The organism is Alishewanella aestuarii B11 (assembly GCF_000280055.1).
Lineage (GTDB): Bacteria > Pseudomonadota > Gammaproteobacteria > Enterobacterales > Alteromonadaceae > Alishewanella > Alishewanella aestuarii.
The window spans coordinates 266665-291209 of the sequence record NZ_ALAB01000002.1 but is presented as its reverse complement, the minus strand read 5'-3'; the positions used below and the strand labels follow the sequence as shown (position 1 = coordinate 291209).

General features: G+C 48.3%; 32 protein-coding genes. 21 read left to right on the top strand and 11 right to left on the bottom strand.

Annotation, left to right across the window (positions count from 1 at the left end; translation table 11 throughout):
• Nucleotides 1-251 precede the first annotated feature (251 nt).
• Nucleotides 252-530: a CopG family antitoxin gene (locus AEST_RS02275; RefSeq protein WP_008606764.1), complete on the top strand. Its 279-nt coding sequence runs from the start codon at nucleotides 252-254 to the stop codon at nucleotides 528-530.
• Nucleotides 531-727: 197 nt separating this feature from the next.
• Here AEST_RS02275 and AEST_RS02270 read toward each other — a convergent pair whose 3' ends face one another.
• From AEST_RS02270 to AEST_RS02255, 4 genes are all read right to left on the bottom strand, one after another.
• Complete coding sequence (locus AEST_RS02270; protein WP_008606763.1) at nucleotides 728-1201, bottom strand: type II toxin-antitoxin system YhaV family toxin; 474 nt, start codon at nucleotides 1199-1201, stop codon at nucleotides 728-730.
• A 2-nt stretch (nucleotides 1202-1203) separates the two neighbouring features.
• Nucleotides 1204-1536, bottom strand: a complete 333-nt coding sequence (locus tag AEST_RS02265) for a type II toxin-antitoxin system PrlF family antitoxin (protein WP_008606761.1) — start codon at nucleotides 1534-1536, stop codon at nucleotides 1204-1206.
• A gap of 215 nt (nucleotides 1537-1751) precedes the next feature.
• On the bottom strand, nucleotides 1752-2198 hold the full coding sequence (locus AEST_RS02260) for a helix-turn-helix domain-containing protein (protein ID WP_008606759.1): 447 nt from the start codon (nucleotides 2196-2198) through the stop codon (nucleotides 1752-1754).
• Nucleotides 2199-2208: 10 nt separating this feature from the next.
• Nucleotides 2209-2550 carry a DUF4258 domain-containing protein gene (locus tag AEST_RS02255; protein WP_039924875.1) on the bottom strand — a complete coding sequence of 114 codons (342 nt, stop codon included), beginning with the start codon at nucleotides 2548-2550 and terminating at the stop codon, nucleotides 2209-2211.
• Between the two features lie 427 nt (nucleotides 2551-2977).
• Between AEST_RS02255 and AEST_RS02250 the strand changes: the two genes are divergently transcribed.
• The 8 genes from AEST_RS02250 (at nucleotide 2978) to AEST_RS02215 (ending at nucleotide 6597) form a co-directional block, all read left to right on the top strand.
• Nucleotides 2978-3553, top strand: a complete 576-nt coding sequence (locus tag AEST_RS02250) for an ATPase (RefSeq protein ID WP_008606755.1) — start codon at nucleotides 2978-2980, stop codon at nucleotides 3551-3553.
• Nucleotides 3546-3737, top strand: coding sequence for a hypothetical protein (locus tag AEST_RS02245; RefSeq protein ID WP_039924871.1), 192 nt, complete (start codon nucleotides 3546-3548; stop codon nucleotides 3735-3737). The genes AEST_RS02250 and AEST_RS02245 overlap by 8 nt, the downstream gene beginning before the upstream one ends.
• A gap of 71 nt (nucleotides 3738-3808) precedes the next feature.
• Nucleotides 3809-4108 (top strand): BrnT family toxin, encoded by a 300-nt coding sequence (locus tag AEST_RS02240; protein ID WP_338009702.1) that lies wholly within the window; start codon nucleotides 3809-3811, stop codon nucleotides 4106-4108.
• Entirely contained in the window at nucleotides 4083-4364 is a 282-nt protein-coding gene (locus AEST_RS02235) for a BrnA antitoxin family protein (RefSeq protein ID WP_008606753.1), read from the top strand. The genes AEST_RS02240 and AEST_RS02235 overlap by 26 nt, the downstream gene beginning before the upstream one ends.
• A gap of 122 nt (nucleotides 4365-4486) precedes the next feature.
• Nucleotides 4487-5197, top strand: a complete 711-nt coding sequence (locus tag AEST_RS02230; RefSeq protein ID WP_008606752.1) for a transposase — start codon at nucleotides 4487-4489, stop codon at nucleotides 5195-5197.
• A gap of 234 nt (nucleotides 5198-5431) precedes the next feature.
• Nucleotides 5432-5707, top strand: a complete 276-nt coding sequence (locus tag AEST_RS02225) for a BrnA antitoxin family protein (RefSeq protein WP_008606745.1) — start codon at nucleotides 5432-5434, stop codon at nucleotides 5705-5707.
• Nucleotides 5708-6055: 348 nt separating this feature from the next.
• On the top strand, nucleotides 6056-6301 hold the full coding sequence (locus AEST_RS02220) for a type II toxin-antitoxin system CcdA family antitoxin (RefSeq protein ID WP_039924869.1): 246 nt from the start codon (nucleotides 6056-6058) through the stop codon (nucleotides 6299-6301).
• Nucleotides 6301-6597, top strand: a complete 297-nt coding sequence (locus AEST_RS02215) for a CcdB family protein (protein ID WP_008606750.1) — start codon at nucleotides 6301-6303, stop codon at nucleotides 6595-6597. The genes AEST_RS02220 and AEST_RS02215 overlap by 1 nt, the downstream gene beginning before the upstream one ends.
• A gap of 268 nt (nucleotides 6598-6865) precedes the next feature.
• Here the strand turns inward: AEST_RS02215 and AEST_RS02210 are convergent, their stop codons facing one another.
• Nucleotides 6866-7564, bottom strand: coding sequence for an NF038132 family protein (locus tag AEST_RS02210; RefSeq protein WP_274517112.1), 699 nt, complete (start codon nucleotides 7562-7564; stop codon nucleotides 6866-6868).
• 238 nt (nucleotides 7565-7802) lie between these two features.
• Here AEST_RS02210 and AEST_RS02205 point away from each other — a divergent pair, with 238 nt between their 5' ends.
• The gene (locus AEST_RS02205) at nucleotides 7803-8615 is read left to right on the top strand and encodes a nidogen-like domain-containing protein (protein ID WP_008606748.1); all 813 of its coding nucleotides are present in this window, start codon (nucleotides 7803-7805) and stop codon (nucleotides 8613-8615) included.
• A gap of 169 nt (nucleotides 8616-8784) precedes the next feature.
• Here AEST_RS02205 and AEST_RS17495 read toward each other — a convergent pair whose 3' ends face one another.
• Nucleotides 8785-8919: a hypothetical protein gene (locus AEST_RS17495; RefSeq protein WP_008606747.1), complete on the bottom strand. Its 135-nt coding sequence runs from the start codon at nucleotides 8917-8919 to the stop codon at nucleotides 8785-8787.
• A gap of 147 nt (nucleotides 8920-9066) precedes the next feature.
• Here AEST_RS17495 and AEST_RS02195 point away from each other — a divergent pair, with 147 nt between their 5' ends.
• A complete protein-coding gene (locus AEST_RS02195; RefSeq protein WP_008606746.1) occupies nucleotides 9067-9336 on the top strand; it encodes a BrnT family toxin in 270 nt (89 codons plus the stop codon).
• Nucleotides 9320-9595 (top strand): BrnA antitoxin family protein, encoded by a 276-nt coding sequence (locus AEST_RS02190; RefSeq protein ID WP_008606745.1) that lies wholly within the window; start codon nucleotides 9320-9322, stop codon nucleotides 9593-9595. The genes AEST_RS02195 and AEST_RS02190 overlap by 17 nt, the downstream gene beginning before the upstream one ends.
• Nucleotides 9596-9729: 134 nt before the next feature.
• Here AEST_RS02190 and AEST_RS17125 read toward each other — a convergent pair whose 3' ends face one another.
• Nucleotides 9730-10521 carry an NF038132 family protein gene (locus AEST_RS17125; RefSeq protein ID WP_008606744.1) on the bottom strand — a complete coding sequence of 264 codons (792 nt, stop codon included), beginning with the start codon at nucleotides 10519-10521 and terminating at the stop codon, nucleotides 9730-9732.
• A 313-nt stretch (nucleotides 10522-10834) separates the two neighbouring features.
• Between AEST_RS17125 and AEST_RS02180 the strand changes: the two genes are divergently transcribed.
• The 8 genes from AEST_RS02180 (at nucleotide 10835) to yacG (ending at nucleotide 18225) form a co-directional block, all read left to right on the top strand.
• Nucleotides 10835-11581, top strand: coding sequence for a PilZ domain-containing protein (locus AEST_RS02180; protein WP_008606743.1), 747 nt, complete (start codon nucleotides 10835-10837; stop codon nucleotides 11579-11581).
• Between the two features lie 93 nt (nucleotides 11582-11674).
• On the top strand, nucleotides 11675-12484 hold the full coding sequence (locus AEST_RS02175; RefSeq protein ID WP_008606742.1) for a substrate-binding periplasmic protein: 810 nt from the start codon (nucleotides 11675-11677) through the stop codon (nucleotides 12482-12484).
• A gap of 188 nt (nucleotides 12485-12672) precedes the next feature.
• On the top strand, nucleotides 12673-14373 hold the full coding sequence (gene pilB / locus AEST_RS02170; protein ID WP_008606741.1) for a type IV-A pilus assembly ATPase PilB: 1701 nt from the start codon (nucleotides 12673-12675) through the stop codon (nucleotides 14371-14373).
• 75 nt (nucleotides 14374-14448) lie between these two features.
• On the top strand, nucleotides 14449-15678 hold the full coding sequence (locus AEST_RS02165; protein WP_008606740.1) for a type II secretion system F family protein: 1230 nt from the start codon (nucleotides 14449-14451) through the stop codon (nucleotides 15676-15678).
• Nucleotides 15678-16556, top strand: a complete 879-nt coding sequence (locus tag AEST_RS02160) for a prepilin peptidase (protein WP_008606739.1) — start codon at nucleotides 15678-15680, stop codon at nucleotides 16554-16556. Before AEST_RS02165 ends, AEST_RS02160 begins: the two co-directional genes overlap by 1 nt.
• Nucleotides 16553-17194, top strand: coding sequence for a dephospho-CoA kinase (coaE, locus tag AEST_RS02155; protein ID WP_008606738.1), 642 nt, complete (start codon nucleotides 16553-16555; stop codon nucleotides 17192-17194). Before AEST_RS02160 ends, coaE begins: the two co-directional genes overlap by 4 nt.
• The gene (zapD, locus tag AEST_RS02150; protein ID WP_008606737.1) at nucleotides 17184-17933 is read left to right on the top strand and encodes a cell division protein ZapD; all 750 of its coding nucleotides are present in this window, start codon (nucleotides 17184-17186) and stop codon (nucleotides 17931-17933) included. The genes coaE and zapD overlap by 11 nt, the downstream gene beginning before the upstream one ends.
• Nucleotides 17934-17991: 58 nt before the next feature.
• The gene (gene yacG, locus AEST_RS02145) at nucleotides 17992-18225 is read left to right on the top strand and encodes a DNA gyrase inhibitor YacG (RefSeq protein ID WP_008606736.1); all 234 of its coding nucleotides are present in this window, start codon (nucleotides 17992-17994) and stop codon (nucleotides 18223-18225) included.
• 9 nt (nucleotides 18226-18234) lie between these two features.
• Here the strand turns inward: yacG and mutT are convergent, their stop codons facing one another.
• Nucleotides 18235-18642 carry an 8-oxo-dGTP diphosphatase MutT gene (gene mutT / locus AEST_RS02140; protein ID WP_039924865.1) on the bottom strand — a complete coding sequence of 136 codons (408 nt, stop codon included), beginning with the start codon at nucleotides 18640-18642 and terminating at the stop codon, nucleotides 18235-18237.
• Nucleotides 18626-21346, bottom strand: a complete 2721-nt coding sequence (gene secA, locus AEST_RS02135; protein WP_008606733.1) for a preprotein translocase subunit SecA — start codon at nucleotides 21344-21346, stop codon at nucleotides 18626-18628. The genes mutT and secA overlap by 17 nt, the downstream gene beginning before the upstream one ends.
• A gap of 237 nt (nucleotides 21347-21583) precedes the next feature.
• Here secA and AEST_RS02130 point away from each other — a divergent pair, with 237 nt between their 5' ends.
• On the top strand, nucleotides 21584-22051 hold the full coding sequence (locus AEST_RS02130; protein ID WP_008606730.1) for a DUF721 domain-containing protein: 468 nt from the start codon (nucleotides 21584-21586) through the stop codon (nucleotides 22049-22051).
• A 270-nt stretch (nucleotides 22052-22321) separates the two neighbouring features.
• On the opposite strand, the gene lpxC is transcribed toward AEST_RS02130, so the two are convergent.
• Together lpxC and ftsZ are read right to left on the bottom strand one after the other, a co-directional pair.
• A complete protein-coding gene (gene lpxC / locus AEST_RS02125) occupies nucleotides 22322-23233 on the bottom strand; it encodes a UDP-3-O-acyl-N-acetylglucosamine deacetylase (protein WP_039924923.1) in 912 nt (303 codons plus the stop codon).
• 141 nt (nucleotides 23234-23374) lie between these two features.
• On the bottom strand, nucleotides 23375-24541 hold the full coding sequence (gene ftsZ / locus AEST_RS02120) for a cell division protein FtsZ (RefSeq protein ID WP_008606728.1): 1167 nt from the start codon (nucleotides 24539-24541) through the stop codon (nucleotides 23375-23377).
• Nucleotides 24542-24545 lie beyond the last annotated feature (4 nt).

Below are 24545 nucleotides of genomic sequence, written 5' to 3'. Positions count from 1 at the left end.
GTGTTAAATTGGCTAATCCTACCGCTAATGCGGTGTGTTAATAGCTATCAGGCATCGTATTAACAAGCGTGGTGACGGAGACCGCTTAACGCCAAGACAAATTGTCAATAAGCTGCTAACCTTTGCTTTATGAAAGCCATCAATTGGAATGCGGACAAGAATCATCTGCTGATGACTGAACGTAATTTGTCATTTGAAGATGTGCTATTTTCAATGCGCCAGGGCTTAATTCTGGATTTGAGGTAAATTCTATGCACGATCCAAAATATACCGCTGATGAACAGGACCTTATCAATGATTTTGTGGCAGAAGAGCTGATTTCAGATTTTTCCCCTGAGCGGAAAAATGCACTAATGCAACTCGCTGCCAATAATATCGAACAAGACCGAAAAATCAGTGTGCGGATTTCGGTACGTGATTTGGAAGTTATCCAGCGGCGAGCCCTCGAGCAAGGACTACCTTATCAATCGTTGGTAAGTAGCATCCTGCATAAATATGTCTCTGGTGCTTTTAAAGAGGTAGAGCGCTGAACCTTTTTTCGGGGTCAGATACCGAACAACAAGCCCGCCTCGTGCGGGTTTGTTTTTAGTGAGTGGGCCGGTCGTAACGCTCGCGTAGCTGGCCAACAGGCTGGGCCTTACAGTTGTATTTTCTGGAATGAACCTTCGGGGGCAGATACCGAATCTCGATCCAGATTATTTTCTTTTCAAAAGAAGGGATTAGATAGTTAAGGAGAGCGTTGCGCGTCCGTGGCAGCTTTTAGTAGCGCATCCCAATCATCCGGGGGATTCCCTGACTTGAGCATCTTTGCAAACACCTTGTAAGCATCCGACTTACTGTCGTAGGCTCGTTTGCTGTCTTCATCATTGACCCAAGCATAAACAATAATTTTCGATTCAAGATGATAACGAAAGAATAGCCGATACTGCTGAAAAAATTTGGCACGAAACCAATGTTTATTGTGGCCTCCTAATGTCGTCCCTTGGCGATAATCTGGCAAAGTTGGATCTTGGGGAATAATCTCAAAAGCCAGCTTATAGATTGCTGCTAACCGCTTCGCGTCGTTTTTCTTAATGTAGCCTTGTGGATCTTTTGCTTTTAATGCCTCTACTTTGTCTTGCAACCTTTGGTACTGCTGTGCAAAAAGAGGATGGGTAAATAGCGTCCAACCATTAACCACTATCGGAACATTGTCTGGCAAAGTTATTCATCCTCATCAGACAAGGCTGCATCCAAATCCACTTCTACCCCAGTGACCAGCGATGCCACGCTCTGACGCATACTCGCTGATAAGGGTTGTAACTTTTCAGGGTGCTTTTGCATATCAACAGCCAAAAAGGATAAAAATTGGTCCAGCACAGGATCAGTATCCGCAGTATCAGCTCGTTGCATCAGCACGCTGCCATCAGATTGGATGATGTATTTAATCTTATCTTTCTTATCCAGATGCAATGCCTGACGCACAGAACTTGGTACTGTTGTCTGGAAACGATCTGTCAATGTTGATTCTGCCTCCAAAGCCATTTGTGTAAACATGATACTCTCCGCAGGTTGAAGCTGGCTAATAACGGCAAGTTTAGTCGCAAAGCGAAGGTAATGCAAATGCATTGCCTATCGTTGGAGTCAAACCTTCGGGGTCAGATACCGAACCACAAGCCCGCCTCGTGGAGTCTTTGGGGTCAGGTCTTGCTTTTTGCCCCAAATCCCAAACTGCGATACTGAACTATCAAACCCCCAGAGCTCTGTTAATTTTAAGCTGCAACAGACCAATGATCGTCAACTTCTTCCAGTTTTAATTGAATACTTTGTGCTGCAGCTTGGGCTTCAGTATCTGCGAGTAAATCCAGAAAGTAGCTAACCGGGTTATTCTTTTGCTGGCTTTCCATATACAGTGAACGTAAAGCTGCATCTGTGGTTCTGGGAATACTTGACTCGCCTTTCTCATAGCGAGCGATCGTTTGTTCCGTCACACCGAAACGTGTTCCCAACGTTTTTTGCGATACGTTCATTTCAATGCGCAGGAACCTAAATTCCTGATGAGTTAGCGGTTTTGGACTATCGATAATAGCGTTAGCAATAGTTTTGTGCAGACCGTTCATGTCGTCAATGCTGGTGTATTCCTCACCGTCCAATGTCTCTACGGTAAAGCCATTAACCAGATACACGTTCGGCAAGCCACTTTCAGTGTAATGATACATAGAGATCTCCTTAACTAATCCAAACTGTCACAAGGACAGAGCTTGGTGAATGCTGATGATTTTTCAGCGCAACAGCCAGTTCTATCATTGTCCCCGCCGCCATCCCTTTTAGATTGAATTTCCAGTCGCCATTCGTTTCCTGATACGGTCCTTCACGGAATACAGAATGTCTGCTTTTCAACAGCGTCAATATTTGACCGGTAGTTACATCTCGTTCCTGCATCCGCTCTTTGACGTGTTTACTCCAGCGGATCCTGTCCGTGTGATGTTCAGCCAAATTATTGATGATCTGCCTGGCCGTTCCTTCTGTCAGAGGAAACTCATCTACTCCTTGAGGTTCAGTGTTGCTCATGAATCACCTATCAAGTTGACACCTATCATTCTGATAGGCTGCATGCGCATTGTCAATCATTGTTATCCACTCACTCCTCAAACCTTCGGGGTCACCCATCAGGATCAAGGCTCTGGACTCACTGCGTCCGGCCCCCGGCTACTTGTAGCCCCAGAAAACTCTCTGTTCTCCCGCCTGTCCAAGAGATGCAGCTTTGCTGCGACAGAATCATGGTTTTAAACCAACCCCTTTATGGCTCAGGCAGCAGGCGATGTTACAGCAAACAAGGTAAAATCATCGAACAAACCTTAATGACGTTACATGCACTACAGTTTATGGTCAGCTATTTAGACCAGTTTGACCTGATGCTGGTTTAAACGTCCGTTCATCGCTATAATAAAAATTGAATATTTATGGTTTCAGCACGTTTATCTATATTGGAGCGACTATGCCAACTTGCTGGATCATCGCAGGGCCGAATGGAGCGGGTAAAACTACCTTTGCGATGGAGTTTTTACCAGAAGTCGCCAAATGCCATAATTTTATTAACGCAGATTTAATAGCGGCAGGCTTGTCACCATTAGCACCAGAGAAAGAGTTACTGAATGCCAGCAGGTTATTTCTTGCAGAAATACAAAACCGTATTAAAGCGAGAGCATCATTTGCATTTGAAACAACTCTGTCAGGCCGCACTTATTTGAAATTAATAAAACAATTGCAAGCGGATGGCTGGAAAGTAGAATTGATCTATCTTGCTCTTCCAAATAGTGATATATCACAGCTCCGTGTTGCTGAACGTGTAAAACATGGCGGTCATAACATACCGCTACGTGATATCAAACGTCGCTTTCCGCGAAGTTTGGTTAACTTGCTATTACATTACTCGCCTTTGGTTGATCACTGCCAATGTTATATGAACGCCGATGATGAGCCTGTGCTTATATTTGAACAGCAAGGCCAAGTTCGTCTCATTAAAGAGCCTACTCTTTTTGATGTTTTAATTCAGGGAGCTGCTTATGACTAGCCAAGATGTTGGAAAATATACAGTTGAAGACACACATAATGCTTTACGTAATGCGGTTCGTAAAGCGTTAGAGAGAAAAAAGAAACTTGGTCATTACAGTGTAATGTGGCAAGCTAACCGACTGGTTCTTGAGGGGCCAGACGCACCCGTTTTAACAAAACCTTCGGGGTCAGATACCGAATAACAAGCCCGCCTCGTGCGGGTTTGTTTTTCTTTGTAATCTCAGCGTCTCAATTTGCTTAAACCACTTTGTGTATGTACACTAAGTGCATGAATATCACCTATGATCCACAAAAAAATCTGAGGAATCAGACTGAACGCGGGATTTCACTGTCCGAGGCAGCAAACCTGGACTGGGATTCCTGGTTAGGTGCTGAAGACGTGCGTCGAGATTATGGTGAAGTGCGTTATCGTGGCTATGCCATTATGCCGGCTGAAAACAGGCTGTACTGTGTGGTACATACTCATCGGGAAGATGCCATCCGCATTATCAGCTTACGTAAAGCGAATAGCAGAGAGGTCGCATTATATGAAGCAACAAAACAGACAACTTAATCGGCCAACGCCGGAAGAGGATCAGCAAATTAACGAAATGATAGCTGCTGATACAGATGATTTTGAAGCAACAGCCGATGACTTTGCGCAGTTTCAGCCACTGGCCAAAATGGGCCGCCCTAAAGCTGCGGTTAAAAAAGAAAGCGTAACGATTCGTTTGTCGCCTGAAGTGGTGGGTTATTTCCGTGCCAGTGGAAAAGGATGGCAAACAAGGCTTGAACAGGCACTGAAAGATTATATGCAATCACACCCCTGACCTTGGGACCTTCGGGGTCAGATACTGAACAGCAAGCCAACCTGCGTGGGGCACTTAAACCAAAACTTGAAAAACCAAGTTATTTAAACAATATTTAACATTATTTAAATAACAAAACCGTTATGCCGCGACAACCACGTTTTAGCTTACCCGGGTATGCACAACATATTATTCAGCGGGGCAACAATCGTCAGGTCTGTTTTTTCACCAGGCAGGATTACACTGTTTACCTTGAAAGGCTGCAACACTATGCCCAGCAGCATCAGGTCGCTATCCATGCCTTTGTACTGATGACGAATCATGTACACTTACTGGCAACCCCGCAGTTAGAAAATAGCCTGAGCCTGATGATGCAAGACTTGGGGCGTTATTATGTGCGGTACATAAATAAAAGCTATGGCAGAACCGGTACTCTCTGGGAAGGGAGATATAAAGCAACCTTGGTTGATAATGATCGCTATGCTTTAGCAGTTAGCCGTTATATTGAACTTAATCCAGTTAGAGCCGGTATGGTTGATCATCCTGCAGCTTATCCATGGTCAAGCTATCAGGCGAATGCATTAGGTAAAACCATTCAACTTTGGCAGCCATTACCGGCCTATTTGGTTTTGGGTGAGACTGCAGCACAACGTCAACAAAGTTACCGAGAGCTTTTTTCACAACCTTTTTCGGATAAAGCGTTGGCGGAAATACGCTTAGCCAGCCAGGGTGAGTGGGTTCTTGGCAGTGAACACTTCAAACAGCAGATAAATGCGCAGCTTAATGTACAGAGATCAATCACACCAAGCAGAAAACAACCTACTTATTCGGAACCGGTCAATGAAGAGACTTAGGTGTTAGATCCCGAAGAAGCTCCCGCTTGCTCACTCAGGTTTTTGTTACTACAATAACTGATGTAACATCGAAAATTCGGATGCACATTTGCTCATTACTTACGATCCTGAAAAAAATCAGCGAAATATTAGGCATTTTGGATGGCCGCGTGCATGCTTTGGTGTTTACACTAATTCCAGATGGCATTCGGGTTATCAGTTTTCGAAAGGCCAATAAAAGAGAGGTACAGCGCTATGGCACAGTTAAATAGACCATTAACTACAGAAGATGGCGAGCTGCGTGACGATCTGACGAAAGAAGAGCTGGATCGTTTCAAACCCGCATCTGACGTTTTACCGGCAAAAGTACTGGCACAATTAAATCGTGGTGGTCGTCCTATATCTGATAACCCTAAAGTGTCGACGACAGTTCGTTTTGATGCAGATGTTTTAGCTGCTTTCAAAGCAACCGGAAAAGGCTGGCAAACCCGGATGAATAATGCACTTAAAGAGTGGCTGGCAACGCATTAAAAGACTTTCGGACCTTCGGGGTCACCCATTAGCCTCCCGGTGTCAATAGTGTAACCGAACCCGCGCGCGCAAGTGCGCGTATCTTTTCGCCCTGCAAGCCCAAAACCTTCGCAATTTAGTTCTCGTTGCTGGTTGCGATAGTTCGCACCAGTCACCCATCAGGATCAAGGCTCTAAACTCACTGCGTTCGGCCCCTGGCTACTTGTGGCCCCCGAAAACCCTCTGTTCTCCCGTCTGTCCAGGTGATGTAGCTGTAGGTATACCATAAGAGCATGTTGAAAAGCTGCGCTTGAAGCGCAACACTTTGGTGTGTATATTTACTACACAACAGCAAGTAAGGGTATTGCTATGGTAGCCAACAGCCAGGTAACCAGCCACAAAAAGCGCACCAACCTCTCTATTGATAGTCAGTTATTGCTCGAGGCAAAGCTATTGGGTATTAATGTCTCGCAAGCTGCAGAAGCCGGGCTTGCACAAGCTGTTAAACTGCAAAAACAGCAGCGCTGGCTTAAAGATAATAGCCAAGCAATTGAAAGCTCAAATGATTTTGTTACTCAGCATGGCTTACCGCTTGCAGAGTACCGGCATTTCTAATGGCCCGCTTCGATGTCTATCTAACCAGTAGTAGCGGTTACTTACTAGATGTGCAAACAGATTTACTGGCTGGTCTGAACACCCGTGTAGTTGTGCCACTACTGCCTCTGGACAATGCACCTAAAGCGGCCAAACGCTTAAATCCTATTTTTGACATTAACAATCAAGCGTTTCTGATGGCAACGCAGTTTATGGCAGCCGTACCAGAGGCCGAATTGAAGCAGAAAGTTGGCAGTCTGATTGACCATCAACAAGAAGTATCTGAAGCGCTGGATATGCTGTTTGTTGGTTTTTAACCTTTTAAAGCTTCCGAAGGTTGGGTCCACCATTAGCCTCTCGGCGTCTATAGCAAACCTTCGGAGGCAAATACCGAACAATAAGCCAGGCAGTAAAATAGCGGGTTTAATCTTAGACACCGCTTGACAGCAAGTGGAAGTAAAAACGATTAAACAAAAAGAATTCAATGTTATGCGGCTTTGCTTTTTCCTAAGGAAGGGATCACTATCGCAAAATCGTCTCCGGTATAGCAAGCATACCGGAGACAGAGCCTAATACTTCTATACGTTACAGTGGATTACGGCGACGACGCAGCAATAGCAAACCAGAAGACAGCAGTAATAAGGTGAACGGAGCTGAAACTGGGCCAACTGGCGTACCATTAATAGTTACCGCATCAATCGCCAGGCCAGACTGGAAATTGTTGTCAGACCAGTTTACCACACCAAACTCCAGAAAGTAGCTGCCAGTATTGGCAATACTAAAGCTGGTATTTACCCAACCGGTATAGCCACAGCCAGCATTAAAACGGGTACCCGAAGAACTGCCTAATGGTGACCACACAGGTGCACCAGAAATAATTGGAACTGTTAATGGGTCAAGAGTGACACTGGGTGCAGGCATACTAAAGCCTGGTACTACAGAACCATTTGGTGTGGTTCGGGCCGTAAATAACAGCGCAACCTGATTGGCACTGCTATCCAATAAACGCGCCCAGGCGCAGTCACCATAGCCGGAACAGTCTGAAGTGATATAGTTAAAAGAGAAGCTTAGTACATCATCGACGCCGGCATTAAATAAGCCAAAGCGTAATACTGAGCCATTTTGCGGGCTACCAGATCCACCGACACCCGCCAAACTTAAGCCTACAACCCCACCAGAGCTAGAAACCCAGGCATAGTTACTACCACCGTTTGGTGCCAGAGTGACTACGCCGTCAGCGCCACTGGCGCCACAGCTACCCTGACAAGACCAGCTGGCTGGAATACCGATATCAAATACCGGTGCTGCTTGTACCGCACCTTACGCGGTCAGTAACAGCGAAGCTGCTACTGTAAATTGTGCTATTTTGATTTCATTTTTAGGTGTCAGCTTATTTAACGAAATCTACAACACCATTAGCACCCACCAAACTAAGAAATTGATATTAATCAACAATTTTAATTGGCATGCTTCTGGCATTGTATTGATAACACGACCTAACTCCCATTTAAAAGGACTTTATATGAACTTAAAAACGCTTTGCCTCGGTGCCTGCCTGACTATTTTTACTGCTTTACCTGCTTCAGCTGCTATTGTTAGTGGTTTCGACAGTGCCACTTTAGCCCGCAATGACGATGGCTCAACCGGTTTGGTCGATCTGGGTTTTAGCGCAAATTTTTTCGGCGTTAACTTTACCCAGCTGTATGTCAATAATAACGGTAACGTGACTTTTGACAGTGCACTCAGCACCTTTACCCCTTTTAACCTGACTGCAACCAACCGGCAAATTATTGCGCCCTTTTTTGCTGACGTTGATACCCGCAATAGCGGTAACCCTGTGACTTATGGTCAGGGTTTATGGGATGGCCGTAACGCCTTTGGCGTAAACTGGATTGATGTTGATTACTTCTCTAGCTCGGCTGCACATAGCAATAAAAATAGCTTTCAGCTGATCCTGGTTGATCGCTCTGATATTGGCGTGGGTGATTTTGATATTATTTTTAACTACGACAAAATTCAGTGGGAAACCGGTACTGCCAGTGGTGGTAATGCGGATGGCTTGGGCGGCAACTCTGCGCGGGCTGGCTTCTCTAATGGTACCGGTCTGGCCGGCACTTTTTTTGAGCTAACCGGTTCAGCCATTAACGGCGCCTTTTTAGATGGCGGCCCTAATGCACTGATTAGCAACCGCCTGAATAGCAATCTTGATGGTCGTTATATCTTTAATGCCCGTAATGGCAGTATTGATCCGACACCTAATCCGGTACCGGCTCCAGCCAGCCTGGCCTTACTTGCTGCGGGCTTGTTGTTATTGCGGCGCCAATCAGGTCGTTAGTCTCAGGCTTGTTAATACGGCTGAAATCATGCAAACCGATGCAGTGTTAGTAAAATGCTGCATCGGTTCTTCATTTTTTGCCGCCAAGTCTTTGGGGTCAGGTCTTGCTTTTTGCCCCAAATCCCAAACTGCGATACTGAACTATCAAACCCCCAGAGCTCTGTTAATTTTAAGCTGCAACAGACCAATGATCGTCAACTTCTTCCAGTTTTAATTGAATACTTTGTGCTGCAGCTTGGGCTTCAGTATCTGCGAGTAAATCCAGAAAGTAGCTAACCGGGTTATTCTTTTGCTGGCTTTCCATATACAGTGAACGTAAAGCTGCATCTGTGGTTCTGGGGAAACCTTCGGGAAACCTTCGGGGTCAGATACCGAAGAGAATCCCTATCTTGATCACCTTAGTTTTTGTTACTACAATAACTGATATAACATTGAAGATTCGGATGCAATTTTGCACATTACTTACGATCCTGAAAAAAATCAGCGTAACATTAATGAGCGAGGTTTAGCTTTTGATGATGCGGTATTTTTTGAGTTTGCCACAGCATTAATTGCAAAGGATGATCGCAAAGAGTACGGAGAAATACGCTACTCAGCATTAGGCATTTTGGATGGCCGCGTGCATGCTTTGGTGTTTACACTAATTCCAGATGGCATTCGGGTTATCAGTTTTCGAAAGGCCAATAAAAGAGAGGTACAGCGCTATGGCACAGTTAAATAGACCATTAACTACAGAAGATGGCGAGCTGCGTGACGATCTGACGAAAGAAGAGCTGGATCGTTTCAAACCCGCATCTGACGTTTTACCGGCAAAAGTACTGGCACAATTAAATCGTGGTGGTCGTCCTATATCTGATAACCCTAAAGTGTCGACGACAGTTCGTTTTGATGCAGATGTTTTAGCTGCTTTCAAAGCAACCGGAAAAGGCTGGCAAACCCGGATGAATAATGCACTAAAAGAGTGGCTGGCTACGCATTAACCTTCGGGGTCAGATACCGGACTAGATCAGATACCGAACCATGTTCTTGTTTTATCCTGGAACAGGAATCACTATCGCAGATTCGTCTCCGGCACAGCAAGCATACCGGAGACTCAGCCTAATACCGGCAAGCTCTACAGCAGATTACGGCGACGACGCAGCATTAGCAAGCCAGAAGACAGCAGTAATAAGGTAAAGGGAGCTGATACTGCACCAACGGGCGTACCATTAATAGTTACAGCATCAATGGCTAGGCCAGACTGGAAATCGTTATCGCTCCAGTTGACGACACCAAACTCCAGAAAGTAGCTGCCCGTATTAGCAATACTAAAGCTGGTATTTACCCAACCGGTATAACCACAGCCAGAATTAAAACAGGTACCAGAAGAGGCGCCTAAGGGTGACCAGACCGGCGCGCCACTAATAATTGGTACTGTTAACGGATCTAATGTCACACTGGGTACCGGCATATTAAAGCCTGGCACAACAGAACCATTTGGTGTAGTCCGGGCCGTAAATAACAATGCGACCTGATTGGTACTGCTATCTAATAAACGCGCCCAGGCGTAGTCAGCAAAGCCGGCGCCGTCTGAGGTGATATAATTAAAGGAGAAGCGCAGTACATCATCAACGCTGGCATTAAACAAACCAGAGCGTAATACTGAGCCATTCTGCGGGCTACCAGAACCACCAACACCGGCTAAGCCTACACCTGCGACGCCGCCAGAGGTAGAAACCCAGGCATAGTTATTACCACCGTTTGGCGCCAGAGTGACGACGCCGTCAGCGCCACTGGCACCGCAACTACCCTGACAAGACCAGCTAGCCGGAATACCGATATCAAATACCGGTGCCGCCTGTGCTGCGCCCGAGGCGGCGAGCAGCAGCGAGGCTGCGATTGAAACTTTTGCTACTTTTGAGTTCATTTTTGCATCCTTGTTAAAAAAGCAGCAATGCAAAGCAAAAACTAAGCCAACCAAAATTAAAAAATTAGATGGCTGTTTTTATTGAATTTAATTAAACACGCTAACCAAGTAACCCGGCGTCATGTCAGGCAATGTAAATAAAGCTGACATTATTGCTAATTCCAGGAAAGGCGGCTTGCACTACTCGAGGCATATTTCGCTAACTAGTATTAAAACTACCGCTAAGTGGAGACACTTTATCTGATCTTACTTGAACTTAGCGGAAAAATTACGCACATTAGTAAGTGTTAAAATCATCGGTCCAGGGATGGCTATGTCAGACTCCTTACAGCTTTTATTTGAAGAAAGCCCCACAGTTAGCGGTAATAATAAAGATTGGCTTAGTCATATTAAAATTGGCCAGCGTTTCGACCTTGAACTGCTAAGCCAACGTAAAATCCGCTGCCTCTGCGAACTACTGGGTTATCGAGCCGGTAAATATGTGCTTTTTCGCCTGGAAGAAGACGCCGTGCCGGATGCGTTACTGGTCACAGGCTTACCTTTGGTTTGCCGATTTCTGGTTGAAGATGCGCTGGGCGAGTGCTTTGCTTTTCGCAGCGAACTGCTACATATTACCCGCTTTCCGGATAAAGTGATCCTGATTAACTTTCCGCAAACCGTGCAGCGCAGAGCCTTGCGCAACGAAAAGCGCAGCAGTATTTATCTTAATGCCAACTTGCAACTTTATCTTGGACAAGCCAGCAAGCCTGCTGTCGTACCTGGCCAAATTATCGATATTTCGAAAAATGGCTGTCGCTTTCTATTTAGCACCACCTATAAGCCGGAGCAGATCCGCCTTGCGGATGTCATTATTCAGCTTGCCGATACGCAGGCCGGCTCAACACAAACCCTAAGTGGTACGATACGCAATGCCAGAATAGATGAGTATGGCCTGACTGCCGGGATCCAGTTCGCTACCCCACAAACTGCCTTGGTTAACAAACTGGCCGATATTAATCCGGCTGCTGCGGGCTTGGCACTTCAATACCGCCTGGCTGGTCAACCCGATATTCCGTCCTGAGGCTGCCGCGGTCAAAGTACCGCTGAAAGACTGGCATAACCCAAAGTGCCAGCTACACTAAAGGTAACATCAAAACCTGTAAGGAGTTTTGCTATGCGCAGTCTTCCTTTAACGCTGGTTCTACTGTTAACACTCTTTTTGCTGGCTTGCCAGCCAGCAGCTGAACATAACAAGGTCGAAGATACAACAAGCACAGTTGCCGCCCAACCTGTGCCGGGCTGCATCCTTAGAGCAGGCTTTGACGCCTGGGAGCCCTATCACTATCTTGGTCAGGGCGAACAAGCGCAAGGGTTGGATATTGAAATTTTGCAAGCAGTTGCTGCAGAGCTTAACTGTGAGCTAACACTGCAACAAGATACCTGGGCTGCCTTGCTGGCGCGCTTACAAAGCGGCGAACTTGATATTTTACCCGGTGCCTCGCGCAGTACCGAACGTGAGCGCTACGCCTGGTTTGCCGGTCCCTACCGGCAAGAACAGTTTGTGCTGTATGGCCGTACTGAAGCCACACTAAATTTCCCTAATGTGCTGGCCCTGGTGGCTGCAGGCCATAAGGTTGGCCTGGTCAGCGGCTATTATTATGGCGCTGAGATTGATGAGTTATTAGGGCAGCAACCCGATGCTTTTGTCAGTGCTCAACTTAGTGAATTAAATATGGCGCGTTTACTGGATGAGGAAATCAGCGCCCTATTGGAAGACAGTATGGTCGCTACTGCCATCTTGCGCCGCAAAGGGCTGGATCGCTATATTAGCGCCACCGCTATCAGTTTGCCGGCTTCGGATGTCTATCTGATGCTAAGCAAAGCCAGTATGGGTGAGGCGCAGCTACAGGAGATTACTGCCGCCGTCAGCCGCTTACAACAAAATGGCAAGCTAACACAGCTAATCCGGCAATATCAGCGCTAACTCCGACTGAAACATGCTGGAAGCAATTTAACTGATTTTTTTACACTTTAACATTTACAGCACAGCCCGCGTAATAGCAGGCTGTGCCAGCAGGGATCAATATAGCAGTAAACCTTGAATAACTAAGGGATACTGGCATAATCAGACGTATCTGATAATTGAATATTTTCTGGGATATATAGCCGGTTATGGCAGTAAATACCAACTCTACCTTACTTAAGCGCTTAATTCAGCAGGGCTTTATCGATGGCGATAAAGCGCAGCGGCTGGTGGTAGAAAAATCCCGCCAATACAAAACATTACCAGAACTTCTCATCGCTGAAAAATTACTGGATGCCAATACGCTGGCCGAAGTGGCGGCCAGTGTTGGTAATCATCTGACCTTAGATCTGGAGCATTTTAACCCTGCTTCAATTCCCGATGAGCTGCGTAACGAAAAGCTAACCCGCAAAACCGATATGCTGCCACTCAGCAAGCGTGGCCGTACTATGTACCTGGCAGTAGTTGACCCGACCAATATCGCCGCCATCGAAGACTTTGAATTTAACGCCGGCATGAATGCTGAAGTCGTGGTAGTTAACTACGATAAGCTACATAAACTGGTCGAAAAACTCTTTGAAAATGCCTATAACAGCCTGGGTGGCGGGGATAGTGACTGGGATCTCTCCGCTATGGGTGTGGTGGAAGAGGCTGATGACGAGGGCGTTTCTGCGCAGCCTGATAAAGAAGACCAGCCGATTATTACCTTTATCAATAAAATTCTGTTGGATGCTATCCGCAAAGGCGCGTCCGATTTGCACTTTGAACCCTATGAAAAAGCCTATCGCATTCGCTTTCGGATTGATGGCATTTTAAATGAAATCGCCAGCCCACCCGTTGCCTTGGCAACCCGTTTATCGGCACGGTTAAAGGTAATGTCGCGACTGGATATTGCAGAAAAACGTATTCCGCAGGATGGCCGGATTAAACTTAAACTCTCCGCCAAAAAATCGATTGATTTTCGCGTTAGCACCCTGCCAACGCTGTGGGGAGAGAAAATTGTAATGCGGATCCTCGACTCTGACAGTGCGATGCTGGGCATTGATGTGCTGGGTTATGAGCCGGAGCAAAAACAGCGTTATCTTGATGCGCTGGCGCAGCCGCAAGGGATGATCCTGGTTACCGGTCCTACCGGTAGCGGTAAAACGGTATCGCTATATACCGGCTTAAATATTCTGAATACTGAAGAAACCAATATTTCCACCGCGGAAGATCCAGTCGAAATTAACCTGCCGGGGATTAACCAGGTACAGGTTAATCCGCGCGCCGGTCTGACCTTTGCCTCAGCCCTGAAAGCGTTTTTACGGCAAGATCCTGATGTGGTGATGGTGGGGGAAATCCGGGATTTGGAAACCGCTGAAATCGCCATTAAAGCGGCGCAAACTGGCCACCTGGTATTATCGACGCTGCATACCAACTCCGCACCAGAAACGTTAACCCGCTTACTGAATATGGGCGTACCAGCCTATAACGTGGCCAGCTCGGTCTCGCTGATTATTGCACAGCGGCTGGCCCGCCGGCTCTGTCCCAAGTGTAAGCAGCCGGAGCATATTCCGCCGGCCGAGCTAATTCGCCAGGGTTTTCGCGAAGATCAGCTGGACAAAATAACCATTTTCAAACCTGTTGGCTGTGAGCATTGTACCGGCGGCTATAAAGGCCGGGTCGGTATTTATGAAGTGATGCCAATTAGCCCGAAGATGGCCGATATTATTATGGAAAACGGTAATTCATTGGATATTGCCAGCCAGGCCCAGCTTGAAGGCATTAATAACCTGCGCCAATCCGGCCTGATTAAAGCCGCGGCCGGCGTAACCAGTCTGGCCGAAGTAAACCGGGTGACGAAAGGCTAAAGGTTTGTTATAAGGTAGCTTTTGGCCACTATACTCTAGTTATTCAGGCGGTTCGCGCATACAAGGAATCAGCAAATGGCGCAGTCAACAAAATATAAAATTAAAGAACTGCAGGTCTTTCTCTATAAAGGGATTAACCGCAAAGGCGATAAGCGAAATGGCGAAATAAAAGCCACCAGTATTGCTGAAGCCAAAGCATTGCTACGCCAGCAAGGTGTCACCCCTTCTGCGGTGAAGAAAAAGCCGAAATCACTCTTTGGTGACGAAAAACGTATTAGCGCCATGGATATCGCGGTGGTGACCCGGCAAATTGCAACTATGTTGGGTGCAGGGGTACCGCTGGTGCAATCTATTGATCTGATTGCTAATGGCTCGGATAATAAAAGTTTACGGGCGCTGATGCAAAAAATCTCGGTAAAAATTCAGGCTGGCTTACCGCTATCCGATACCTTACGCGAACACCCCAAGTATTTTGATGATCTGTACTGTGATTTAGTTAAATCCGGTGAGCAATCCGGTGCTTTAGATAAAATCTTTGACCGTATCGCCATCTATAAAGAAAAAGCGGAAGCGTTAAAATCGAAGATTAAAAAAGCGATGTTTTATCCTGCTGCCGTTATGGTTGTCGCAGGTATTGTTACGTCTATATTATTAATTTTTGTCGTACCACAATTTGCCGAGATTTTTGGTAGCTTTGGTGCCGAACTGCCGGCCTTTACCCTGTTTGTATTGGGGATTTCCGAGCTAATGCAGCAATATTGGTGGGTAGTGTTGGCTGCAGTAGTAATTGCCGCTTACCTTACTGCCAAAGGTTATCGTAATAGCCTGAAATTTCGTACCGGCTGTGATGCGATGCTATTAAAGGCACCAATTTTTGGCATGATTCTAAATAAGGCAGCTGTTGCCCGCTTCGCCCGTACCTTATCGACCACCTTTGCTGCCGGCGTGCCCCTAATCGAAGCGCTGGAATCTGCCGCCGGTGCCTCCGGCAATGAAATTTATAAAAAAGCCATTTTGGATATCCGGGATGAAGTATCTTCCGGTAACCAAATGCATTTTGCGATGAAACAGACTAACCAGTTCCCGGAAATGGTAGTACAAATGGTCTCAATTGGTGAAGAATCCGGCTCACTGGATAGTATGTTGGCCAAGGTGGCCAATATTTATGAACAGGAAGTTGATGATGCTGTCGATGGCCTGACGGCGCTGCTTGAGCCGCTAATTATGGCCGTGCTAGGCGTGATTATCGGTGGTCTGATTATTGCGATGTATCTGCCAATCTTCCAGATGGGTAATATTGTCTGATGATGGAGCTGATTAACTTACTTACCGCTAATATGGCAGTGTTTCTGTTACTGGTGTTTATCTTCAGTTTAATGATTGGCAGCTTTTTAAATGTCGTAATTTACCGGCTACCCAAGATGATGGAGCTGGAATGGCAAAGCGAATTTCAGGCCTATTTTCAACCAGAGAGCCAAAGTGCCGCACCCGCCCGCTATAATCTGGCGGTACCGCGCTCGGCCTGCCCCAGTTGCCATACCCCTATTGCGGCGCGGGATAATATCCCGCTGTTAAGCTATCTGTTATTAAAAGGTCGCTGCCGGCATTGTCAGGCGCCAATTAGCCTGCGTTATCCGGCGGTAGAGCTGCTGACCGCACTATTAGCAACCCTGGTTGCCTGGCAGTTTGGCCCTAGCTTGACTACCTTGGTGTTAGTTATTGTTACCTTTGGTTTGGTGGCGCTCACCTTTATTGATATTGATAAGATGCTGCTACCCGATCAGCTTACTCTGCCGCTGCTGTGGTTAGCCCTGCTATTTAGCCTGACCGATGCAGCCCTGGTAGACCCTGCCAGCGCCATTGTCGGTGCTGCGGCCGGTTATCTTAGCCTCTGGTCAGTCTATTGGGCCTTTAAGCTGCTTACCGGCAAAGAAGGTATGGGCTATGGTGATTTTAAACTACTGGCGGTATTTGGTGCCCTGCTTGGCTGGCAACAACTGCCACTGATTATTTTATTGTCCTCTCTGGTTGGCGCAGTGATCGGTGCCTCGATGCTGGTAATTCAGGGTAAAGATAAAGCCACCCCTATTCCATTTGGCCCCTATATTGCTGCCGCCGGTTGGATTGCCCTGTTGTGGGGTGAACAACTGACTAACGCTTACCTGGCCTATCTGGGCTTATGAGTGCGGTTACCGGCAAGCTGCTGATTGGCCTGACCGGTGGTATCGGCAGTGGTAAAAGTACTGTTGCCGAGGCATTCCGGGAGCTGGGTGCCGGCTATGTCGACGCCGATCAGGTAGCACGGCAGGTGGTCGCACCAGGTTCTGTCTGCCTGCAGCGCATTGTTGAGCACTTTGGCCCGCAGATCCTGAATAGCGATGCCAGTCTTAATCGCCCACTGCTGCGCCAGCTGATTTTTAGCGATGCCGCAGAAAAACTCTGGTTGGAACAATTACTGCACCCGGCGATCCGCGAGCAGCTGTTTCAGCAATTAAAACAGTTAACCACGCCCTATGCGCTGCTGGTGGCGCCATTGCTGCTGGAGAACCAGCTGGATCAATTTACCGATCGGGTGTTGGTAGTAGATATTAGCGAGCAAACCCAGCTAAGCCGCACCATGACACGGGATCAGAACAGTGCTGAACAGGTAAAAGCCATTATGGCGAGCCAGCTTAGTCGTAGTGCCAGACTGGCGCGGGCCGATGATTTGCTGGACAATAACGGCAGCCTGGCGCAACTTATTGAACAAATTCAGCATTTACATGAAAAATATCTTGAACTTAGCCAGGAAATAAGACACAAAGAGCAGTATGACTGCTGAAATAGTATACGAACATCCGCTGAATAATAAAATCCGTACCTATCTGCGGATTGAGCATCTGTTTACCCAATTGTCAGCGCTGGGCCAGCAAGGCGGTGAAGCGCAGCAGCTCAGTTTCTTTACTACCCTGTTTGCGCTGATTGATGTGCTGGATCGCTCAGATATAAAACCCGATCTACTAAAAGATTTAGAGCGCTGCGAGAGTCAGCTGGTGCTCTGGTCACGCCATCCCTCAGTATCCGATCAGAAGTTACAGCCCTTACTGCAGCAAGCGCTGCGCTTTCAAACCGAATTACTCCGCGCCGGTAAATTAGCCCAGGCGTTAAAAGAAGATAAGTTTTTGGCACCGTTACGCCAGCGTTTTGCGCTGCCCGGCGGTTGTTGCTATTTTGATGTACCGCAACTGCAATACTGGCTTAGCCTGCCAGAGGCCGAACAGCGACAGCAATTTAACGACTGGCTAGCCCAGCTCGCGCTGACCGAGCAGGCGCTGGCCTTTGTGCTGAATTTTATCCGCCAGCGCGGCGAATTTACACCAATTGAAGCAGAGAATGGTTTCTTTCAGCAAAACGCTGAACAATATGAGTTGCTGCGGATTAAATATAGCCACGCCTGTTGTTCCTTCCCCACCGTCAGCGGTAACAGGTACCGCTATGCGATCCGTTTTATGCAATTATCAGAGCAAGACGGCCGAAGCGCCTGCGCTGAATCGGTTCAATTCCAGCTCGCCTGCTGCTAAACCTGCGCCATCCGACAAATTCTGCTAGAATCGCTGCTGTTGTCTGAAAGGAGCCGTTATGACTGCGACCGTATTATGTCCAACTTGCCAAAAGACAGTTGTCTGGTCTGATGTTTCACCGTTTCGCCCGTTTTGCTCTGAGCGCTGTAAGTTAATTGATTTGGGCGACTGGGCAGCGGAAAACCACCGCATAGCCGATAAAAGCAGTATTGATCCTGAGTTGTCAGAGCAATTTCTGGCTGAACTGGAGCAGGAGATGCAGGCAGCGGATAACCGCTTTTTTAAAGACTAAGACAGCAGGTCAGGCGAACTGCTGTTGCAAGCGGGTAACGATAGGTTGGTTGGCGTCAGGTAGCGCCAGAGTGTTCAGCTGCTGTATCGGTACCCAAAGCAGTGGCTGACCTTCAGCGCCATGCGGTTCGCCACTAAAGGCGGTAACCAGATAAATATCCAGCAACACTTCCCGCTCCGGATAATCATGGCTCAGTTGCATCAAAGGCTCAGCCGACGTGACTGTAATGCCGATTTCCTCCTGCAGCTCACGCCCCAGCGCGGATAACACCGACTCACCTTGTTCTAACTTACCGCCGGGAAACTCCCAGCGATCGCCCTGATGCTTGCTGGCATGGCGCTTCGCCAGCAGCACCTGCTGTTGCTGCAGGATCACACCCACAGCAACATGCAACCTGGGCTTAGCTGAGCTGACCATGGCAGTGCTTATACTTTTTGCCGGAACCACAAGGACAGGGATCGTTACGGCCAACCTTCATCCCATCCCGATATACCGGGGCTGTACCACGTACGCTGTCTGGCAGCTCACCGCCGACTTGCTCGGCTTCAGCATGCTGATACTGGTGTGGTACCTGCTCGGCTTTACGACGCTGCGCCTCGACTGCCTCGACATCTTCCGAAGCACGAACCTGCACCCGGCTTAGAATACCAATCACGTCCAGCTTCAGGTTTTCCAGCATCGTCGTAAAGAGCTCAAAGGCTTCGCGCTTGTATTCCTGTTTCGGGTTCTTCTGCGCGTAGCCGCGCAGGTTAATGCCCTGGCGCAGGTGATCCATCGCCGCCAGATGTTCTTTCCAGTGGCTATCCAGACTTTGCAGCATTATCGCTTTTTCGAACTGCCGCAGCACCTGCTCACCAACCATCTGCTCTTTCAGTGCATAGGCCGCAGCCACATCCTGCTGAATACGCTCACGCAGTTTTTCTTCAAACAGTTTTTTATCGTCTTTCAGCCACTGACCAACCGGTAACTCGACGCCGAAATCCGCCTGTAAACGTTGTTCCAGGCCCGGGATATCCCACATTTCGTCCAGCGATTGTGGCGGGATATATTCGTTAATGACCCGCTCTACCACGTCTTCCCGGATCGCATTAATCGTATCAGCGATATCAGTAGCATCCAGCAGGTCATTGCGCTGCTCGTACACCACTTTACGCTGATCGTTAGCCACATCATCAAATTCCAGCAGCTGTTTACGGATATCAAAGTTACGCGCTTCGACTTTGCGCTGCGCATTTTCGATCGCCCGGCTAACCCAGGGATGCTCGATAGCCTCACCCGGTGCCATACCCAGACGGCGCATCATGCCCGCCATGCGATCTGAGGCGAAAATCCGCATCAGCGCATCTTCCAGTGACAGATAGAAGCGTGATGAACCCGGGTCGCCTTGCCGGCCGGCACGGCCACGCAGCTGGTTATCGATACGGCGCGATTCATGCCGCTCAGTACCTATGATATGTAAGCCACCCGCGGCGATCACCGCATCATGCCGCTGTTGCCAGTCGGTACGGGTTTTTTCGATCAGTTCACTGCTGGCATCAGGTCCCAGCGCTTTTAATTCTGCTTGTAAGCTACCACCGAGCACGATATCGGTACCGCGGCCGGCCATATTAGTCGCGATGGTAACGGTGCCAGGACGACCAGCGTCGGCAATAATCTGCGCCTCGTTGGCGTGGAACTTGGCGTTCAGTACCTGATGCTTAATTTTGGCTTTATTCAGCAGGCTGGATAAATATTCTGAGCTTTCAATTGAGGCGGTACCCACCAGTACCGGCCGGCCAGCATCGCGCGCCTGAAGCACATCGGCGATAATGGCGTTATATTTATCTTCGGCGGTCAGATAGACCAGATCTGCCATATCATCGCGCACCATTGGCTTATTGGTCGGTACCACGATGGTTTCCAGACCATAGATTTGCTGGAATTCAAAGGCTTCAGTATCGGCAGTACCGGTCATACCGGCCAGCTTGTCGTATAAACGGAAATAGTTCTGGAAAGTAATTGAAGCCAGCGTCTGGTTCTCGTTCTGGATCCGTACGCCTTCTTTAGCTTCCACCGCCTGGTGCAGGCCCTCAGACCAGCGCCGGCCTTCCATAGTACGGCCGGTATGCTCGTCAACAATCACGATTTCGCCGTCTTTTACCACATAATCCACATCGCGTTTAAACAGCTGATGGGCACGTAAGGCAGCGTAAACGTGGTGCAACAAGGTAATATTGGCCGCAGAGAACAGGGTATCGTGTTCGGCGATCAGTCCCTGCTCACGCAGCATATCTTCTACTTTGATTTGGCCTTGCTCGGTCAGGTACACCTGGCGCGCTTTCTCATCCACCGTAAAGTGGCCGTCACCATGTTTGCCTTCTTCGTCTTCTTTATCCTGCTTTTCCAGCAGCGGCACCAGCTTATTAATTTGCTTATACAGCTCAGAACTGTCTTCGGCCGGGCCTGAAATAATCAGCGGCGTACGGGCTTCGTCAATCAGAATGGAGTCAACTTCGTCGATAATGGCATAGGCAAGATCGCGTTGTACGCGGTCTTGCGGCGAAAACGCCATATTATCGCGCAGATAGTCAAAACCGAATTCGTTATTGGTACCATAGGTAATGTCAGCGGCGTAAGCTTGTTGCTTTTCATGGTGTGCCATCCCCGGCACGTTTACGCCAACAGTTAGCCCCAGGAAGGTAAATAAGGGTTCGTTGGTTTGGGCGTCGCGCTTCGCCAGATAGTCGTTAACGGTGATCACATGCACCGATTTACCACTTAAGGCATTCAGGTAGGCTGGCAGGGTCGCGGTCAGGGTTTTACCCTCACCAGTACGCATTTCTGAGATCTTGCCCTGATGCAGTACCATACCACCAATCAACTGCACGTCGAAATGGCGCATATTGAACACCCGCTTACTGGCTTCACGCACTGTTGCAAAGGCTTCCGGCAGGATGTCATCCAAAGTAGCGCCGGCCTGAACCCGCTGCTTAAATTCGCTGGTTTTTTCTTTTAGTTGTTCGTCACTCAGCTTGGTAAACTGCTCTTCCAGGGCATTAATCTGAAGCACAGTTTTTTTGAGTTTCTTTAAAAAGCGGTCGTTACGGCTGCCAATCAATTTGGCGAAGAGTTTTCCAAACATTATCCCAATACCATTCTTAGTTGAAACTGCCAGCCCCAGCCGGCATTACTTGCCCTGAGTGTTGCTGCAGCCCTGGCTTCGCCAGTGTTATTCGTATGCTGTGACCCGCGCAGCAGGCCAGTACCGGCAGATGTTAGCAGGATATGGCGCTATTGACAGTGCCTTTCAAGGGCAAAGCTATGGCCACCACTAAAAAACTGCTAAACTGCAGCTTCAGTCTGCCAGGTCAATGATCCGATGAAACGTTATAATCACAAACCGGAAGATCTTTCTCATTTACTGAGCAACAGTCCACTGGCCACAGTGCAACAGCAATACAGCCTGTTACAGCAATTTAATACCGAACTCGCCGCCCTGCTCCAATTACCGGACCTGGGGTTTTGTCAGGTGGTGAATCTGAAAGACGGACGAGCAGTGATCCTGTGCAGCTCAGCAGCCTGGGCTACCCGACTGAAAATGCAGCGCGACGCCATTTTAGCCAATTTCCGGCAAAAAATCTTGCCTGATTTAGCGGGTCTTGACATTGAGGTTTCGCCAAATGGGCAAAATAGCAGGTTTAGTGTGCAGGAGACGGCCGCTAAGCCTTATCAGCACAGCAAAACAGCGCTGAGCGAGCAAACCAGACAGCAATTATCAAAGTTAGCAGAACAAACGGCAGGGCCGCTGCAACAAGCATTACAACGCCTGTTGCAGGGGAAGAACTAGGGCGTATTGACCTTTGCTGCTTGCTTTTGCAGCCGTTTGGCTGGTGTTTATACAAGGCAGAGCTTGTGATGTGTAGTTATTCTACATGAACAAGCGATAACGCAGTAGAAACGCCAGCCAAACGCTGCCCGAAGGGTTCGCACTGGCGACGCTTTGCTCTTTGTCACTCGTCACTTATTTAGAATAACTAAACTGCGCTCCTCGTTTCGCGATCAAAGCGCCGCCAGTGCGAACAAACCTAAGCAGCAAAGGTCAATACGCCCTGGTGATTTAGGCCAGTTGCGGCGCCAGATAGGAGATTGGCAGCTCGGCTTTATCGTCAAAGGTGGCAAATTCCCAGTTTTCCTGATTAGCCAGTACCGCAGCCAACAGCTGGTTGTTTAGCGCATGCCCGGTCTTAAAGGATTTGAACTCACCCAGAATACTGTAGCCAGCCATGTAAAGGTCACCAATGGCATCCAGGATCTTGTGCTTGATAAATTCGTCTTCGTAGCGCAAGCCATCCTGATTTAATACACGGTACTCATCCAGTACCACCGCATTATCCATACTACCGCCCAGCGCCAGATTATTCGCCCGCAGATACTCAACTTCATGCAGGAAACCGAAAGTACGGGCACGGCTGATTTCTTTAATAAAGGCGGCAGCTGAGAAATCCATCACCAGATGCTGTGTGGTTTCAGAGATCACCGGATGGTTAAAACTGATGGCAAAGTCCAGCTTAAAGCCATTGTAAGGCTTAAACTCGGCCCATTTATCGCCATCTTCAACCCGAACCGGCCGCTTGATGCGGATAAACTTTTTCGCCAGCCGCTGTTCGCTGATGCCAGCTTCCAGCAACAGGTAAACAAAAGGATTGGCGCTACCGTCCATAATCGGAATTTCCGGGGCATCAACATCAATCACCAGATTGTCGATGCCAAGTCCAGCGATAGCGGCCATTAAATGTTCTGTAGTAGACAGGCGCACGCCCTGCTCATTGATTAAACAGGTACACATGACCGTATCACCCACCAGAGAGGGGGTGATTTTAAAGTCAACTACCGGGTCCAGATCAACACGACGGAAAATAATTCCCGTGTTATCAGGCGCAGGCCGGAGAGTAAGCGTAACCTTTTCACCTTTGTGTAATCCAACACCGACGGTGCTGACGATTTGGCTGATGGTACGTTGTTTAATCATAATTTTATCCTGCTCATTATCTAAGCAAACAAAATGGGCGCGCAGCATAACACATGCAAGACACTATGCCAAATAGTGACTGAACAGCGGATGAACTGCATCTGCTGCCTGACGCCTGTCTACCGCGCAACAACGCGGACCTTAGTCCGCTTGTTTACGCAAGAACGCCGGGATATCAAAAATATCGATACCGCCGCCTTTCACTTCCGGTTGTACCTTAGGCTGTAACATTTCTTCGCGTTGCACTGCTGGCTGCGGTGCACTTTGCCGCATGGTATTACCATGTTGTACATAACCGTGGTTCACCGGCTCAGGGCGGTGAGTTGGCACCAGGCTGATATCCGGCTTGCGATCAGCACCAATACCAGTTGCAACTACAGTAACCCGCAGCTCATCACGCATTTCCGGATCAATTACGGCACCGACAACCACAGTCGCATTTTCAGACGCGAAGGCTTTTACGGCGTTACCGACCGTTTCAAACTCTTCGATACTGATATCCAGACCCGCAGTGATGTTAACCAGAATGCCCTTAGCGCCAGACAAATCAATATCTTCCAGCAGCGGGCTGGAAATGGCTTGCTCGGCGGCTTCTTCGGCACGGTCCGGGCCAGTAGCACGGCCAGTACCCATCATCGCAGTGCCCATTTCCGACATTACTGTACGTACGTCGGCAAAGTCCACGTTGATCAGACCCGGCCGGGTAATTAACTCGGCAATACCCTGTACTGCGCCCAATAATACGTTGTTCGCAGCTTTAAACGCATCCAGCAAGCTCGTGCCCTTGCCTAGTACTTTTAATAACTTGTCGTTCGGGATGGTGATCAATGAATCGACATGTTGGCTTAGTTCGCTGATCCCTTCGTCGGCAAAGGCACTGCGCTTTTTACCTTCGAACGGGAATGGCTTGGTCACTACGGCAACCGTCAGGATCCCCAGTTCTTTCGCCACTTCGGCAACGATAGGTGCCGCCCCGGTACCAGTACCACCGCCCATGCCAGCAGCGATAAATACCATATCTGCGCCCTGCAGGGTTTTCTTGATGGTTTCCCGATCTTCCTCAGCAGAACGACGCCCGATCTCCGGATTGGCGCCGGCACCCAGACCTTTTGTCACACCCGCGCCTAACTGCAGGGTGACATTGGCTGAGGAATTACGCAGCGCCTGGGCATCGGTATTGGCAGCAATAAACTCTACCCCTTCGATATTACTGGCGACCATATATTCCACGGCGTTACCGCCGCCACCGCCAACCCCTACTACTTTAATGACAGCTTCTTCGCTGTGGTTTTCCATTAACTCAAACATAGCT